Origin of the sequence: Bradyrhizobium sp. CCH5-F6 (genome assembly GCF_001556045.1) — a bacterium.
Classification (GTDB): Bacteria; Pseudomonadota; Alphaproteobacteria; order Rhizobiales; family Xanthobacteraceae; genus Bradyrhizobium.
The window spans coordinates 1-15,069 of record NZ_LSIC01000042.1; the positions used below are offsets into that span (position 1 = coordinate 1).

14 protein-coding genes are annotated in these 15,069 nt (G+C 65.8%); 11 read left to right on the top strand and 3 right to left on the bottom strand.

Going from position 1 to position 15,069, the window contains the following annotated elements; translation table 11 throughout:
* Positions 1 to 127 precede the first annotated feature (127 nt).
* The 7 genes from AX729_RS07010 to AX729_RS07040 all read left to right on the top strand — a co-directional run bounded on the left by AX729_RS07010 (position 128) and on the right by AX729_RS07040 (position 6,637).
* Positions 128 to 1,141 (top strand): ABC transporter permease, encoded by a 1,014-nt coding sequence (locus tag AX729_RS07010; RefSeq protein WP_061021438.1) that lies wholly within the window; start codon positions 128 to 130, stop codon positions 1,139 to 1,141.
* Positions 1,142 to 1,143: 2 nt separating this feature from the next.
* Positions 1,144 to 2,043: an ABC transporter permease gene (locus tag AX729_RS07015; RefSeq protein ID WP_061021440.1), complete on the top strand. Its 900-nt coding sequence runs from the start codon at positions 1,144 to 1,146 to the stop codon at positions 2,041 to 2,043.
* Between the two features lie 95 nt (positions 2,044 to 2,138).
* The gene (locus AX729_RS07020; RefSeq protein ID WP_061021442.1) at positions 2,139 to 3,908 is read left to right on the top strand and encodes a dipeptide ABC transporter ATP-binding protein; all 1,770 of its coding nucleotides are present in this window, start codon (positions 2,139 to 2,141) and stop codon (positions 3,906 to 3,908) included.
* A gap of 26 nt (positions 3,909 to 3,934) precedes the next feature.
* Positions 3,935 to 4,114, top strand: a complete 180-nt coding sequence (locus AX729_RS07025; protein WP_061021444.1) for a DUF4089 domain-containing protein — start codon at positions 3,935 to 3,937, stop codon at positions 4,112 to 4,114.
* 7 nt (positions 4,115 to 4,121) lie between these two features.
* Positions 4,122 to 5,516 (top strand): AtzE family amidohydrolase, encoded by a 1,395-nt coding sequence (locus AX729_RS07030; RefSeq protein ID WP_061021446.1) that lies wholly within the window; start codon positions 4,122 to 4,124, stop codon positions 5,514 to 5,516.
* Between the two features lies 1 nt (position 5,517).
* Positions 5,518 to 5,910 (top strand): oxalurate catabolism protein HpxZ, encoded by a 393-nt coding sequence (hpxZ, locus tag AX729_RS07035; RefSeq protein ID WP_061021447.1) that lies wholly within the window; start codon positions 5,518 to 5,520, stop codon positions 5,908 to 5,910.
* 4 nt (positions 5,911 to 5,914) lie between these two features.
* Positions 5,915 to 6,637 (top strand): GntR family transcriptional regulator, encoded by a 723-nt coding sequence (locus AX729_RS07040; RefSeq protein ID WP_061021449.1) that lies wholly within the window; start codon positions 5,915 to 5,917, stop codon positions 6,635 to 6,637.
* Positions 6,638 to 6,735: 98 nt separating this feature from the next.
* Here the strand turns inward: AX729_RS07040 and atzF are convergent, their stop codons facing one another.
* Together atzF and AX729_RS07050 are read right to left on the bottom strand one after the other, a co-directional pair.
* On the bottom strand, positions 6,736 to 8,541 hold the full coding sequence (atzF, locus tag AX729_RS07045) for an allophanate hydrolase (RefSeq protein ID WP_061021451.1): 1,806 nt from the start codon (positions 8,539 to 8,541) through the stop codon (positions 6,736 to 6,738).
* 194 nt (positions 8,542 to 8,735) lie between these two features.
* On the bottom strand, positions 8,736 to 9,233 hold the full coding sequence (locus tag AX729_RS07050; protein ID WP_061021453.1) for a MarR family winged helix-turn-helix transcriptional regulator: 498 nt from the start codon (positions 9,231 to 9,233) through the stop codon (positions 8,736 to 8,738).
* A 151-nt stretch (positions 9,234 to 9,384) separates the two neighbouring features.
* Here AX729_RS07050 and AX729_RS07055 point away from each other — a divergent pair, with 151 nt between their 5' ends.
* Positions 9,385 to 11,235, top strand: a complete 1,851-nt coding sequence (locus AX729_RS07055; RefSeq protein WP_061021454.1) for a feruloyl-CoA synthase — start codon at positions 9,385 to 9,387, stop codon at positions 11,233 to 11,235.
* Positions 11,236 to 11,607: 372 nt separating this feature from the next.
* Here the strand turns inward: AX729_RS07055 and AX729_RS07060 are convergent, their stop codons facing one another.
* Positions 11,608 to 12,114: a MarR family winged helix-turn-helix transcriptional regulator gene (locus tag AX729_RS07060; protein ID WP_061021456.1), complete on the bottom strand. Its 507-nt coding sequence runs from the start codon at positions 12,112 to 12,114 to the stop codon at positions 11,608 to 11,610.
* Positions 12,115 to 12,197: 83 nt separating this feature from the next.
* Here AX729_RS07060 and AX729_RS07065 point away from each other — a divergent pair, with 83 nt between their 5' ends.
* Genes AX729_RS07065 through AX729_RS07075 form a run of 3 tightly spaced genes read left to right on the top strand, consistent with a single transcriptional unit; the run spans position 12,198 to position 15,012 of the window.
* Positions 12,198 to 13,406: a cytochrome P450 gene (locus tag AX729_RS07065; protein WP_061021457.1), complete on the top strand. Its 1,209-nt coding sequence runs from the start codon at positions 12,198 to 12,200 to the stop codon at positions 13,404 to 13,406.
* Between the two features lie 11 nt (positions 13,407 to 13,417).
* Positions 13,418 to 13,741 carry a 2Fe-2S iron-sulfur cluster-binding protein gene (locus AX729_RS07070; RefSeq protein WP_061021459.1) on the top strand — a complete coding sequence of 108 codons (324 nt, stop codon included), beginning with the start codon at positions 13,418 to 13,420 and terminating at the stop codon, positions 13,739 to 13,741.
* Between the two features lie 59 nt (positions 13,742 to 13,800).
* The gene (locus AX729_RS07075) at positions 13,801 to 15,012 is read left to right on the top strand and encodes an ABC transporter substrate-binding protein (RefSeq protein WP_061021462.1); all 1,212 of its coding nucleotides are present in this window, start codon (positions 13,801 to 13,803) and stop codon (positions 15,010 to 15,012) included.
* Positions 15,013 to 15,069: the final 57 nt, after the last annotated feature.

Consider the following 15,069-nt stretch of genomic DNA (forward strand, 5'->3'; position numbering starts at 1 on the left):
GGTGAGGGGTAGCCACAAACTCCGAACTCGCCTGGGGCTACCCCTCACCCCAACCCTCTCCCACAAGGGGAGAGGGGGCGCAGCGGAGAACGCGGCACCAACCTCATTTCTACATTAGGAGCCCCCCATGCTGACCATGATCGGCAAGCGCCTGATGTTCGCGATTCCTTCGCTGATCGGCGTCGTCATCGTCACCTTTCTGCTGACGCGCGCATTGCCGGGCGACCCCGCCGCCTATTTCGCCGGCCCCGCCGCGACCAAAGAGGCGGTCGAGCAGATCCGCAAGAAGCTCGGCCTCGACAGGCCGCTGATCGAGCAGTTCTTCCGCTACACCAACGACCTCGCCCACGGCGATTTCGGCAACTCGCTGACGACGGGCCAGCCCGTGGCCGCGGAAATCCGCAATCGCCTGCCGGCCTCCGCCGAGTTGACCCTGCTCGGCCTTTTCGTCTCGATCGCGATCGCCATTCCGCTCGGCGTGCTGGCGGCCACGCGACCGGGCTCGTGGATTGACCATCTCTGCCGGGTGACGACGACGGCCGGTGTGTCGCTGCCGGTGTTCTTCACCGGCCTCGTGCTGGTCTATGTGTTCTACTTCCGCCTCGGCTGGTCGCCCGCACCGCTCGGCCGCTTGGATGTGTTCTACAGCGCGCCGCCGACGGTGACGGGTTTCTATCTCATCGACACCTTGCTCGCGCGCGACCTCGAGGCATTCCGTTCGGCGCTGAGCCAGCTGATCCTGCCGGCGACCACGCTCGCGATCTTCTCGCTGGCGCCGATCGCGCGCATGACGCGCGCCTCGATGCTGGCGGTGCTGGCCAGCGAATTCGTCCGCACCGCGCGCGCCAGCGGCCTGTCGCCGGCGACCGTGATCGTAACCTACGCATTCCGCAATGCCATGCTGCCGGTGATCACCACGCTCAGCATGGTGTTCTCGTTCCTGCTTGGGGCCAACGTGCTGGTCGAGAAAGTCTTCGCCTGGCCCGGCATCGGCTCCTATGCGGTGGAAGCGTTGATCTCGTCGGACTTCGCGCCGGTGCAGGGTTTCGTGCTGACCATGGCGGTCATGTACGTGCTGCTGAACCTCGTCATCGACATCTTGTATGGCGTGATCGATCCGCGCGTGCGGCTGGAGGGCTAATCATGAGCACCGTTGCGCCTGCTGTTGAACCCGTTGGTCCCGCCCGCACCTCCGGCCTGGTCGCGATCCTCGAGCAGACCCGCTATGTGCTCGGCGAGAACAAGGTCACGGGCTTCGCCTTTGCCCTTCTGATCCTGATCCTCGCCGCCGCGATCTTCGGCCCCTATGTCGTGCCGTACGATCCGCTCGCCTCCGACACCGCCGCTGCCCTGAAGCCGCCGTCGGCGGCGCACTGGTTCGGCACCGACCAGCTCGGCCGCGACATCTTCAGCCGCGTCATCGTCGCAACCCGGCTCGACGTCTTCATTGCGGTCGCGTCCGTCGCGCTGGTGTTCCTGATGGGCGGGCTCGCCGGCATCGCTGCGGGTTACTTCGGCGGCTGGACCGACCGCATCGTCGGCCGCATCGCCGACACCATCATGGCGTTTCCGCTCTTCGTGCTCGCCATGGGCATCGTCGCGGCGCTCGGCAATACCGTGCAGAACATCATCCTGGCCACCGCGATCGTCAACTTCCCGCTCTATGCCCGCGTCGCGCGCGCCGAGGCCAATGTCCGCCGCAACGCCGGCTTCGTGCAGGCGGCGCGCCTGTCGGGCAACGGCGAATTCCGTATCCTGCTGGTGCACATCCTGCCGAACATCATGCCGATCATGATCGTGCAGATGTCGCTGACCATGGGCTATGCCATCCTCAATGCCGCGGGCCTGTCCTTCATCGGCCTCGGCGTCCGTCCGCCCACTGCCGAATGGGGCATCATGGTCGCGGAAGGCGCCGGCTTCATGGTTTCAGGGGAATGGTGGATCGCGCTATTCCCGGGCCTTGCCCTGATGATCGCCGTGTTCTGCTTCAACCTCCTCGGCGACGGTCTGCGCGACATCGTCGATCCGCAGCGGAGGACGTGAGCGATGGGAAAATTGCGTCCGAAAATCTCCAATGATTCCAATGTCGTTCTACTGTGCATGGGGTTGTTTTCGACCTTTTTGATGGGGAGGCCCTCATGACCGCCCAGCCTCTGCTCGACGTCCAGGACCTCACCGTCGAATTCACCACCCGCCGCGGCATCGTGAAAGCGGTGCAGCACGTCAACATCTCCGTCGCCAAGGGCGAGACGCTCGCCATCGTCGGCGAGTCCGGCTCTGGCAAGTCGGTGACCTCCTATGCCGTGATGCGCATCCTCGACCGCGCAGGGCGGATCGCCGAGGGCTCGGTGATGTTCTCCGGGATCGACGTGAAGGCCGCGACCGAAGACCAGATGCGCGACCTGCGCGGCCGCGAAGTCTCGATGATCTTCCAGAACCCGCGCGCCGCGCTGAACCCGATCCGCAAGGTGGGCGACCAGATCGAGGACGTGCTGCGCACCCATGTGCAACAGGCAACGGTCTCGGACCATGGCGAAAAGGCGATCGAGGCGCTGGAGCAGGTCAAGATCGCCCGCCCGCGCGAGCGCTACCACGCCTATCCGTTCGAGCTGTCGGGCGGCATGTGCCAGCGCGTCGTCATCGCGCTCGCGCTGGCCTGCAATCCGCAGCTCCTGATCGCGGACGAGCCGACCACCGGCCTCGACGTCACCACCCAGAAGGCGGTGATGGACCTGATCGTCGAGCTGACCAAGCGCCGCGCGATGTCCACCATCCTGATCACGCACGATCTGGGTCTGGCAGCCGCCTATTGCGACCGCGTCGTGGTGATGGAGAAGGGCCGGGTCGTCGAGACCGCGAACGCCGCCGATATCTTCGCCAATCCGCAGCACCCCTACACCAAAAAGCTGATGCGCGCGACGCCGCGGCTTGGCGTGAACTTGCGTGATCTGCTGCCGGAGGAGGAAGGCACAACCGTCATGGCCGGGCCTGACCCGGCCATCCATCCCGCTTCGCAAGATGCCTCTCCCTCGATGGCCCCCCGGGTCAAGCCCGGGGGTGACGAGGCAAAGCAGCCCCTCCTCCTCGTCGACAAGCTCGTGAAAGAATACCCCCGCCAAGGCGCAACCGCCGTGCTCGGAAAACTGTTCGGCCGCAAGCCGCCGGTGGAGCCCGACGTGTTCCGCGCCGTCGACGGCATCAGCTTCTCGATCGGCCATGGCGAGAGCGTCGGCCTCGTCGGCGAGTCCGGCTGCGGCAAATCGACGACGTCGATGATGGTGATGAGGCTGCTCGACCAGACCTCCGGCCTGATTCAGTTCGACGGCGAGGACATCGGCGCCATGCCGCCTGCCTCCTTCGCCCGGCTGCCGCAGCGCAGCCGTATCCAGATGGTGTTCCAGGACCCGACCGACAGCCTAAACCCGCGCTTCACCGCCGTGCGCGCCATCGCCGACCCCATCATGCAGCTCGGCGACATCAAGGGACGCGACGCGCTCCGCGCTCGCTGCGAGGAACTCGCCACCATGGTCGGCCTGCCGCACAATCTGCTGGATCGTTTCCCGCATCAATTGTCCGGCGGCCAGAAGGCCCGTGTCGGCATCGCCCGGGCCATCGCGCTGCATCCAAAACTCGTCATCCTCGATGAGCCGACGGCGGCCCTGGACGTCTCGGTGCAGGCCGTGGTGCTCAATCTGCTGCAGGACCTCAAGGCGCGGCTAGGTATGAGTTATCTGTTCGTCTCGCATGATTTGAATGTGGTGCGCTTGTTGTGCGATCGTGTCATTGTGATGCGGACGGGTCGAATCGTCGAGGAAGGCTCTTCCGAGAGGGTTTTGAGCGATCCGCAGGACGACTACACCAAGGAGCTGCTGACGGCGATCCCGCATCCGCCGTTGCAGACCCACTAAGAGCGCACGGATTGTGTGAGAGCGTGATGGCCGAGCCGCTGGACGATTATATCGACGCCGTATCGAAAGCGCTGGCGCTGCCGGTCGAGGAGGCCTGGAGGCCCGCGGTGCGCGCCAATCTCGAAGTCTCGCTGCGGCTCGCCCGCCTTGTTGATGAATTCGCGCTGCCGGACGACACCGAGCCTGCGCCGATCTTCACGGCCTGATGCCGCCATGACCACCAAGCCAGAGATGACGGCTGCCGAGATCGCAAAAGCGGTGGCCGGCGGCCAATTGTCCGCGCTCGCTGCCACCGATGCTGCGCTCGCGCGCATCAAGCAGCATGACGGCATCCTCAACTCCTTCACCGACGTCACCGCCGAACGTGCCCGCGCGAAGGCGCGGGCGATCGATGCGGACGTCGCCGCGGGCAAGACCGTCGGCCCGCTCGCCGGCGTGCCCTTCGCGGTGAAGAACCTGTTCGACGTCGCGGGCCTGCCCACGCGTGCGGGCTCGAAGATCAACCGCGACCTTGCACCCGCCAAGCGCGATGCGGCGCTGATCGAGCGGATGGAAGCGGCCGGCGCAGTTCTCGTCGGCGCGCTCAACATGGGCGAATATGCCTACGACTTCACCGGCGAGAACGTCCACGACGGTCCGTCGCGCAATCCGCATGACACGACGCGCATGACCGGCGGCTCGTCAGGCGGCTCGGGCGGCGCCGTCGGCGGCGCGCTGGTGCCGATCGCGCTGGGCTCCGACACCAACGGTTCGATCCGCGTGCCGTCCTCGTTCTGCGGCATCTTCGGCCTGAAGCCGACCTACGGCCGGCTGTCGCGGGCGCGCTCGTTCCCCTTCGTGGCGAGCCTCGATCATCTCGGTCCGTTCGCGCGCTCGGTTACCGACCTCGCGCTCGCCTATGACGTGATGCAGGGGCCGGATGCCGACGATGCCGCCTGCACAACGCGTGGCCTGGAACCGACGCTGCCGCTGCTCGCCAATCCGGTTTCGGATCTACGCATCGCCATGGCCGGCGGTCACTTCCAGAAGAACGTGTTTCCGGAAGCGGTCGAAGCCGTCAGCCGCGTCGCCAAGGCGCTTGGTGCAACGCGGGTGGTCGAGGTGCCCGAAGCTTCACGCGCACGCGCGGCCGCCTATGTCATCACCACCACCGAAGGCGCTTCGCTGCATCTCGATCGCCTGCGCAAGCGCCCGAACGACTTCGATCCGGCCGTGCGTGACCGGTTGATCGCGGGCGCCATGGTGCCGGCGTCGCTGGTCGATCGCGCGCAGAAGTTCCGCCGCTGGTATCGGGCCCAGCTCGCCGAGATATTCACATCGGTCGACGTGCTGCTTGCGCCGGCGACGCCCTGCACCGCGCCGAAGCTCGGCCAGGTGAATTTCACTCTCGACGGTGTCGAGTTGCCGGTGCGCGCCAATATCGGCATTCACACCCAGCCGATCTCGTTCATCGGCTTGCCCGTCGTCGCAGTGCCCGTGCCGCTCGAGCCGTTGCCGATCGGTGTGCAGATCATCGCCGCGCCCTGGCGCGAGGACATCGCGCTGCGCGTCGCGCACGCATTGGAACGGATGGGCGTGGTGTCGGCGCCGCCTCCAAGAGGATTGTAAAATGGAGATCGATCTCCCCGAGGTGATCGCGGAAGTCAAAGCCGCGTTCGATCGCTATGAGCAGGCCCTCATCACCAACGACGTCGCCGTGCTGGGCGAGCTCTTCCGCAACGATCCCCGCACACTGCGCTACGGCATCGGCGAGAACCTCTATGGCTATCAGGCCATCTCCGGCTTCCGCGCCGCCCGCTCGCCGGTCGGGCTGAACCGGCGCACCGCAAAGACGGTGATCACCAGCTACGGCCGCGACACTGCCGTTGCTTCCACCTTGTTCTATCGCGACACGGCGCCAGGCAAGGTCGGCCGGCAGATGCAGACGTGGATTCGCTTCCCGGAGGGCTGGCGCGTCGTCGCGGCTCATGTCAGCATCATCGACGAGCCGAAAGAGACCTGACCGAATGACGCTTGACGATCTTCCGCCCGGGACATTGCCGGCCGAGCCGGTGGTGCCCCGCGTCGACCGGGCACCTCCGTCACTGCAGAAGGTCACGCGCGCCGAGGAACTGCGGCTTCAGCTTGCCGACGAGATCGTGCGGGGAGCGCTGGCGCCGGGCGCCCCGCTGGACGAGACCGACATCGCACGGCGCTTCAGCGTCTCGCGTACGCCGGTGCGCGAGGCGCTGCGCCAGCTGGCCGCGAGCGGGCTCGTCGAAGCGCGTGCCCATCGCGGCGCAGTGGTGGCGCAGCCATCCGTCGAACGGCTGAAAGGCATGTTCGAGGCGATGGCGGAGCTCGAGGCATTGTGCGCAGGCCTTGCCGCCGAACGCATGTCGGCGGTCGAGCGTCACGGGCTGGAGGCCGTGCATGAGGAGCTGCGGGTGCTGAGCTACACCGGCAATCCCGAGCGCTTCCACGAGGTCAACGAGCGTTTCCACAACGCGATCTATGCCGGCTCGCAGAACGGCTACATCGCCGAGATCACGCTCGCCACCCGCGTCCGCGTCCAGCCGTTCCGCCGCGCCCAGTTCCGCAATCTCGGCCGCCTCGCCAAGTCGCAAGCCGAGCACGACCGCGTCGTCGTCGCCATCATGCGCGGCGACAAGCAAGGTGCGGCAGCGGCGATGCGCGCGCATATCGAGCTGGTGCGTGGCGAGTACGAGATTTACGCGGTGTCGGTCTGATGTCGTGGGGTGGGTTAGCCGAAGGCGTAACCCACCAATGTCCGTATCCGCCGAAACAGAAGAGGTGGGTTACGCTGCGCTAACCCACCCTACGGCACCTACCCCGTCGCGGCTTCCGCCATGAATTTCCGCCAGCCGCCATAAGCCGTGATGTCTCGCGCTTCGCCCAGCACCTCCGGCTCGACGAGAAACCCCTTCACGCTGCGGCCGTCCGCCAAGCGAACGGTGCCGATCGCCATTGGGGCCGGAATCGCGTTGACGAACTTGCCGAACGCGGACGACGACAGCGACCAGATCTCGAGTTCAATCGCAGAGCCCTTGCCTGCTTCGACGCGCAGCATGCCCGGTTTCGGCGGCGTGGTCTGAAGCGCAAAGAGCTTGTAGTCCGCCGCCGTCCTGGTCGCCTCGATCAGACGTCCATCAAGCGCCGTCAGTTCGCCGTTCAGCGCCATGCCGGACAGATGCGCGCCGACGACCGCGATCGGGATCTCGTCGCTGCTGCTCGTGCCCAGCGCTGCGAGCGGTGCTTGCGCCACGCCCTTTGCGCCGACGGTGAGCTTGGTATCTGCATGGAAGACGCGGCCGATGCTGGCGAGCTGCGCATCGCGTCCTGCGGGCGCGAGCAGCGTGATGCCGAATGGAATGCCGTCGCTGCGGATCGAAGCCGGAATGGCGAGGCCGCAGAGGTCGAGCAGGTTGACGAAATTGGTGTAGGTGCCGAGCCGGCTGTTGAGCTCGACCGGGTTGGCGAGCACCTGTGCGGTCGTATAGGCCGTCGGTGCCGTCGGCAGCACCAGCGCGTCGATATTGGCGAACGTGCGCTCGGCGGTCTTGCGCAGCCCTTGCAGGCGATAGAGCGCCGAGAAGGTCTCCGCCGCGGTCAGCCGCGCGCCGGCGGCGGTGATCTCGCGCGTCACGGGATGGATCGAGTCAGGCGCGGAGGCGAGCAGGTCCTTGATCACGAGATAGCGCTCGGCGACCCAGGGACCCTCATAGAGCAGCCGCGCCGTCTCGTAGAACGGCTCGAGGTCGAACTCGACCAATGTAGCGCCAAGCGCGGTCCATCGCTCCAGTGCATCGCTGTAAGCGGCTTCCGCCTTCTTGTCGCCGAAGAAGATCAGTTGCCCCTTGCGCGGCACGCCCATTCGCAGGTTTGCCGGCAACGGCGCGATCGTGCCGAGCGGCCGGTCGCGCGAAAACGGATCGATCGGGTCTGGCCCGGCCATCACCGACAGCGCGAGGGCAGCGTCGTCGACCGTCAAGGCGAACACCGAGATGCAGTCGAGCGTGCGGCAGGCCGGGACGAGGCCAGCGGTCGAGATCATGCCAAGGCTCGGCTTGAGCCCGACGATGTTGTTGAGCATCGCCGGCACGCGGCCGGAGCCCGCGGTGTCGGTGCCGAGCGACAGCGGCACGAGCCCGGCGCCGACCGCGGTCGCCGAGCCCGAGCTCGAGCCGCCGGGAATGAGATCGTCGCGGAACGAATTCCTGGGAATGCCATAGGGCGAACGGACGCCGACGAGGCCGGTCGCGAACTGGTCGAGATTGGTCTTGCCGATGATGATGGCACCGGCGGCGCGCAGGCGCCCCACGGCGGTCGAGTCGTGGGCCGGCGTGTAAGAGAAGGCCGGGCATGCGGCTGTGGTCGGAAAGCCCAGGGCGTCGATATTGTCCTTCACCGCGACCGGCACGCCATAGAGCGGAAGGCCGGCGGCGTCTTTCGTCGCAAGACGTTCGGCCTCGGCGATCGCGTCCTTTTCGTCACGGAGGCTGATGAACACCGCGGGATCATTGTGGTCGCGGATGCGCCGATAGGTCCGCGCGACCGTCTCGGCCGGCGTCAGCGTGCCCGCGCGGTGCGCGGCCACAATCGCGGCGATCGTTTCAGGCTGCTCAGCCCCCATGGCGACAAAACTCCGGCAACATGTCCTCACCCGAAGTGAAGCAAGCGATGTGCCATTGTGTACATTATCCGGGCAGAGCGTGCGGTCCTGATAGTAACGTTAGATCAGTGGCTTGGGTGAGATTTCGCGGATCGATGAGGCAGAGGGACGAACGCCCTGTCTCGGGCATTTGCCCAAATTGTGGGCAGCGAAGATCACGTGAAGCCGGCAAGGATCCGGAGCAGGTGCGCCCGGTTCTCCTTGCCGATCTTTGCCTCGACGTGCCGCTCATGCTCGGCCGCGAGCCGCTTGAACTTCGCCAGCGCGGTCTCGCCCTGCGAAGTGAGGTGCAAGGCGTGGGAGCGCCGGTCCTCCTTCGACTTGGTCCGCTTCACCAGCTTGCGCTGTTCGAGGCTGTCGAGCAGATGCACCAGCCGGGCGCGCTCGATGCCGAGACGCTTTGCCACCGCCATCTGTGACAGGCCCGGATTGGCGCCGATCACCGTCAGCACCGAATACTGCGTCGGCCGGATGTCCACCTCGCCGAGCGTCTTGATGAAGTCCTGGAAGATCCAGATCTGGAAGCGCCGCACCGCATAGCCGGCGTGGCCGGCCAGCGCGTCGAGGCCGACATCGTCGGCGACATCGGGAGGCGCCGCCCCGTTGCCGGTGCGCTTGCGGGGGGAGGGGCGGCTGTCGGCGCGGGGTGTCACGTCGGTGTCTCCTGTCGCGCAACCCTAGCGCCTCGCGATCCCGAGAGAAAGATTGTTGTTGACGACAACAATTGCCGTGCCCAACATTGTGGCCAAAGCGGCCCGGAACGAGGCTGCGGCCGATCCCATATCCGGGCGGAGGAGGAAACACATGACGGTCGCCCCAGATGGTGACGTTGCAGGCCTGTTCGCAACACCGAGGACCGTTGCAGAGCATCGCGCGGACGGCAGCATCGTGCTGCGTTCGCCCGAGCCATTGCGCGATGGCGCCCGTTGCATCGGCGACTGGCTGGAGCAATGGGCGCGGCAAACGCCTGATGCGATCTTCCTGGCCGAGCGTGGCAATGTCGATGCGCCCTGGACCACCGTCACCTATGCGCAGGCGCTGCGGAAGGTGCGCGCAGCGGCGTCATGGATGCTGGCGCAGGGCCTCAGCGTCGAACGCCCGCTCGTGATCCTCTCCGACAACAGCATCGACCATGCGGTGCTCGCGCTCGCGGCCCAGCATGTCGGCGTGCCCTCGGCCGCGATTTCGCCGGCCTATTCGCTGATGTCGAAAGACTTCGACAAGCTCAAGAGCATGATCGGCCTGCTCGAACCGGGCGCGATCTACGTCTCCGCGACCAAGCCATTCGCGGCAGCGCTGGCGGCCATCGAGCCGCTGCACCAAGCGCAGATCATCAGCGGCAATGCCGATGACGATCGTGCACTCGCCTTCCGCACCATTGCGGCAACGCCCGAGACGCCCGACGTCGCAAGAGCCTTTGCCGCGCTCACGCCGGACACGATCGCAAAATTCCTGTTCACCTCGGGTTCGACCGGCACGCCCAAGGCGGTCATCAACACCCAGCGCATGCTGACCTCCAGCCAGCAGGCCAAGGCGCAAACCTGGAGCTTCCTCGAAAAGAGCCGCGGCAATCTCGTCATCCTCGACTGGCTGCCCTGGAGCCACACCTTCGGCGCCAACCACAATTTCAATCTCGTGCTGCGCAATGGCGGCTCGCTCTATATCGACGGCGGCAAGCCTGCTCCCGGACTGTTCGCGACCTCGCTTGCCAATCTGAAAAGCGTGATGCCGACGGTCTATTTCAACGTGCCGCGCGGCTTCGACATGCTGATCGCGGCGCTGGGCAGCGACGAGGAATTGCGTCGCCGCTTCTTCGGCGAGGTGAAGTTCGCTTTCTATGCCGGCGCCGCGCTGCCGCAGAATCTCTGGGATGCTCTGGAGCAGCTGTCCATCGAGACCGTCGGCCGCCCCTTGCCGATGGTCTCGGCCTGGGGCTCGACCGAAACCTCGCCGCTCGCGACCGACTGTCATTTTCTCGCCGAGCGCTCTGGCAATATCGGCGTGCCCATTCCCGGCACCGAGCTGAAGCTGGTCACCTCCGGCGACAAGCTGGAGGTACGCGTGCGCGGCCCCAACGTCACGCCTGGGTACTGGAAAGCGCCCGAGCTGACCAGGCAGGCGTTCGACGAGGAGGGCTTTTATCTCATCGGCGACGCCGTCAAGCTGGCCGATCCGGCGCGGCCCGAACGCGGCCTGTTCTTCGACGGCCGTGTCGCGGAAGACTTCAAGCTCAATTCCGGCACCTGGGTCAGCGTCGGCACGCTGCGCGTCGCCGGCATCGCCGCGCTGGCGCCGCTCGCGCAGGACATCGTCGTTGCCGGCCATGGCGGCGACGAGGTGCGCTTCCTGGTGTTTCCGAACATCGCGGCCTGCCGCGCCCATGCCGGGCTGTCCGAGGCGGCGGCCGTGAACGACGTGCTGGCGCATGATCTTGTCAGGGCCGCGATCGCGCAGGGTCTGGCGAAGCTGAAGCAGCAGAGCGGCAACTCCTCAGGCCACGCCACGCGCGCGTTGCTGCTCGCCGAGCCCGCTTCCGTTGACGGCGGCGAGATCACCGACAAGGGCTACATCAACCAGCGCGCCGTGTTGACGCGCCGTGCCGATGCGGTGGCGCGGCTGAATGATGATGCGTCGGGCGAGTGGATCGGCTTGTAGGCTGAGCTGACGGAGGAGCGCATAGCTCTCTCGCTGTCATTACGGGGGCGCCCGCGGCGCGAACCCGGTATCCATTTCGCCGCCTGGCTTGTAGCACGATGGATTCCGGGTTCGCGCTACGCGCGCCCCGGAATGACGAGCGGAAAGTGAAGCAGGCGGGGCGCTAACTAGGCCAGCAACCTTGCCGCAATATTTTGCCGATTCTTTTGTTGCCTAAGCAACTAATTTGTGCGAACCGTTCAAACAAGGACGACGGCGGGTGAACCGCTGCGTCTAATTCTGGAGGAAACAATGCACGGCAGAAGTGGTGCCGCCGGCAAACGCGGGCGCATGCCTGAGGCTGACGGAAGATGGTGCCCGTTGCGGGTCCTGTCAGACCTCAGTGCCGCCGGTCACCGCCCCGAGATTTTCGTGCAGCCGGCGCAGCAGATCGATCAGCACCTCGCGCTCGTCCTTGCTGAGGCAGGACAACAGGCGCCGCTCACGTTCGAACGCAGCGACGATCACCTTGTCGTGGGTGGCGCGGCCCCTCGCCGTGAGCGAGATCGAATGGGTGCGGCCGTCGTTCGGATCGGTCCGGATCGAGATCAGTCCTCGTTTTTCCAGCCCGGCCAGTGTCCGGCTCACCGGCCCCTTGTCGAATCCGATGACGTGGCAGATTCGCGAGGCCGGAATGCCGGGCTCGATCGCCAGCAGCGACATGATCCGCCATTCCGTGACGTTGACGCCGAACTGCTTCTGATAGAACGCGGTCGCGCTGTTCGAAAGCTTGTTGGCGATGAAGGTGATGAACGCCGGGACGTAGCGGTCGAGATCGAGCGTCGGACCCACATCCGTGGGCGCGGGCTTCTGGCGGGCTCTGGTCGAAGACGGCGGCATATCGGGTTTCTGACTCGCGGCGGGCCCGCTGACCTAATGGCATGCGCCGCCCTTTCACAAGATCAAAATGAGGGAGGTCTTCCATGACCGCGTCCGGCCCCGCTGGATCAGGCATTCCGCATCTCGACGTCGACCCCTTCGACATGAAGTTTTTTGCCGACCCCTATCCCACGCATGAGCTGCTGCGGGAAGCCGGCCCCGTCGTCTATCTCGACAAATGGAACGTGTACGCCGTCGCGCGCTATGCCGAGGTGCATGCGGTGCTGAACGATCCCGCGACCTTCTGCTCCAGCCGCGGCGTCGGCCTCTCCGACTTCAAGAAGGAGACTCCGTGGCGGCCGCCGAGCCTGATCCTCGAGGCCGATCCGCCCGCGCATACCCGCACCCGCGCTGTACTGTCGAAGGTACTGTCGCCCACGGTGATGAAGCAGGTCCGGGATCGCTTTGCCGCAGCGGCTGAGGCGAGAGTCGATGTGCTGCTCGAAAAGCGCAATTTCGATGCGATCGCGGATCTTGCGGAAGCCTATCCACTTTCCATCTTCCCGGATGCACTCGGGCTGAAGCCGGAAGGGCGTGAGCATCTGATTCCCTACGCGAGCGTGGTGTTCAACGCGTTCGGTCCGCCCAACCAGTTGCGTCAGGAGGCGATCGAACGCTCGGCGCCGCACCAGGCCTATGTCGCCGAGCAGTGCCAACGCGAGAACCTGGCGCCCGGCGGCTTCGGGGCCTGCATTCATGCGCAGGTCGACGAAGGCGCCATCACAGCCACCGAGGCGCCGCTGCTGGTGCGTTCGCTGCTGTCGGCCGGTCTCGACACCACCGTCAACGGCATCGGCGCCGCGGTCTATTGCTTGGCCCGCTTCCCGGATCAATGGCAGCGCCTGCGCGACGACCTCACGCTCGCCCGCGGCGCCTTCGAGGAGGCCGTGCGCTTCGAAAGCCCGGTGCAGACCTTCTTCCGCACAACGACGCGCGAGGTCGAGCTGTCGGGCGCGCAGATCGGTGAGGGCGAGAAGGTGCTGATGTTCCTCGCCGCCGCCAATCGCGATCCCCGCCGCTGGGACGAGCCCGACAGTTACGACATCACCCGCCGCACCTCCGGCCATGTCGGCTTCGGCTCCGGCATCCACATGTGCGTCGGCCAGCTCGTCGCCCGTCTCGAAGGCGAGGTGATGCTGACGGCGCTGGCGCGGCGCATCGCAAAGATCGAGATCACGGGCGAGCCGAAACGCCGCTTCAACAACACGCTGCGCGGGCTCGACAGCCTGCCTGTCACCATCACCCCGGCCTGACGAGGGAGCTCATGCCCGCCATCACCTTCATCCATCCGGACGGCAGGTCCGACCGCGTCGAGGCCGGCGACGGCGAGAGCGCCATGCAGGCCGCGACCCGCCACGGCCTCGACGGCATCCTGGCCGAATGCGGCGGCAACGCCATGTGCGCCACGTGTCACGTCTATGTCGATGACGGCTGGCTCGCGCGCCTGCCCGACATGGCCGATGATGAGGATGCGCTGCTCGACGGTACCGCGAGCGAGCGGCTGCCGAACAGCCGGCTCTCCTGTCAGATCAAGATCACGTCCGCCCTCGATGGGCTCGTGCTGAGACTGCCCGAACGGCAGGTCTGATTTTTCTCGAACGCGCCGGCATCGACCGGTGTGGCAATCGATCAAACAGGGAGGGAATGATGAAACGTCTGAAGTGGACGCTCGTGCTGGCCGCGAGCCTGGTAAACGGCGCGGCGAATGCCGAGATCTCCGACAACGTCGTGCGTGTCGGCGTGCTCAACGACATCTCCGGCATCTTCCAGGACACCAACGGCATGGGCTCGGTCGAGGCCGCGCGCATGGCCGCGGAGGATTTCAACGGCGGCGGCAAGGGCATCAAGGTCGAGATCGTCTATGCCGATCACCAGAACAAGGCCGACGTCGGCAATGCCATCGCCCGCAAATGGCTTGATGTCGAGGGCGTCGACGCCATCGTCGACGTACCGAACTCGGCGGTCGGCCTATCCATCAACGCGCTGCTGCGCGACAGCCGCATGACGTTCCTGGCGTCCTCGACCGCAAGCTCGGATCTCACCGGCAAGGCCTGCTCGCCCAACACCATCCAATGGGTCAATGACGCCTGGGCGACCGGCAACACCACGGCGGCCGCGATGATGTCGCGCGGCGGCAAGGACTGGTATTTCCTCACGGTCGACTACGCGCTCGGCAAGGGCATCGAGGCGGAGGCGCAGAAATATATCGAGGGGCATGGCGGCAAGGTGCTCGGCTCCTCGAAACACCCGCTCGGCACGTCCGACTTCGCGTCCTTCCTGTTGCAGGCACAGAGCTCCAAGGCGCAGGTGATCGGACTTGCGAACGCCGGCGGCGACACCATCAACGCGGTGAAGCAGGCGGCCGAGTTCGGCATCCAGCAAAGCGGCCAGAAGCTCGTCGCCTTCCTGCTCTTCATCAACGACGTTCACGGCATGGGCATCAAGGTCGCGCAAGGGCTCCAGCTCATGGAAGCCTTTTACTGGGACATGAACGACGACACCCGTGCGTTCGCAAAGCGCTTCGCCGCGCGTCCCGGCATGAACGGCAAGATGCCGAGCGGCAACCAGGCCGGCGTCTATGCCTCCACGCTCGCCTATCTCAATGCGGTTGCGGCCAGCGGCAGCGACAATGCCAAGAACGTCGTGCCCGAGATGAAGAAGTTCAAGGGCAAGGACAAGCTGTTTGGCGACACGGCCATCCGCCAGGACGGCCGCGTCGTGCACCCCATGTACCTATTCGAGGTTAAGAAGCCGGAGGAGTCGAAATATCCATACGATTACTACAAGCTGGTCTCGACGATTCCCGCGGACCAAGCGTTCAGGCCGCTGGCGGAAGGTGGCTGCGAGCTGGTGAAGTAACGATGTCGCAGCGAGCGCATCTTCACCCTCCCCTGGAGGGGGAGGGTCGATCGCGCG

Coding starts and splice junctions, on each gene's coding strand:
- AX729_RS07010 (WP_061021438.1), top strand. CDS start 128: ATGCTGACCATGATCGGCAAGCGCCTGATGTTCGCGATTCCTTCGCTG.
- AX729_RS07015 (WP_061021440.1), top strand. CDS start 1,144: ATGAGCACCGTTGCGCCTGCTGTTGAACCCGTTGGTCCCGCCCGCACC.
- AX729_RS07020 (WP_061021442.1), top strand. CDS start 2,139: ATGACCGCCCAGCCTCTGCTCGACGTCCAGGACCTCACCGTCGAATTC.
- AX729_RS07025 (WP_061021444.1), top strand. CDS start 3,935: ATGGCCGAGCCGCTGGACGATTATATCGACGCCGTATCGAAAGCGCTG.
- AX729_RS07030 (WP_061021446.1), top strand. CDS start 4,122: ATGACCACCAAGCCAGAGATGACGGCTGCCGAGATCGCAAAAGCGGTG.
- hpxZ (WP_061021447.1), top strand. CDS start 5,518: ATGGAGATCGATCTCCCCGAGGTGATCGCGGAAGTCAAAGCCGCGTTC.
- AX729_RS07040 (WP_061021449.1), top strand. CDS start 5,915: ATGACGCTTGACGATCTTCCGCCCGGGACATTGCCGGCCGAGCCGGTG.
- atzF (WP_061021451.1), bottom strand. CDS start 8,541: ATGGGGGCTGAGCAGCCTGAAACGATCGCCGCGATTGTGGCCGCGCAC.
- AX729_RS07055 (WP_061021454.1), top strand. CDS start 9,385: ATGACGGTCGCCCCAGATGGTGACGTTGCAGGCCTGTTCGCAACACCG.
- AX729_RS07060 (WP_061021456.1), bottom strand. CDS start 12,114: ATGCCGCCGTCTTCGACCAGAGCCCGCCAGAAGCCCGCGCCCACGGAT.
- AX729_RS07065 (WP_061021457.1), top strand. CDS start 12,198: ATGACCGCGTCCGGCCCCGCTGGATCAGGCATTCCGCATCTCGACGTC.
- AX729_RS07070 (WP_061021459.1), top strand. CDS start 13,418: ATGCCCGCCATCACCTTCATCCATCCGGACGGCAGGTCCGACCGCGTC.
- AX729_RS07075 (WP_061021462.1), top strand. CDS start 13,801: ATGAAACGTCTGAAGTGGACGCTCGTGCTGGCCGCGAGCCTGGTAAAC.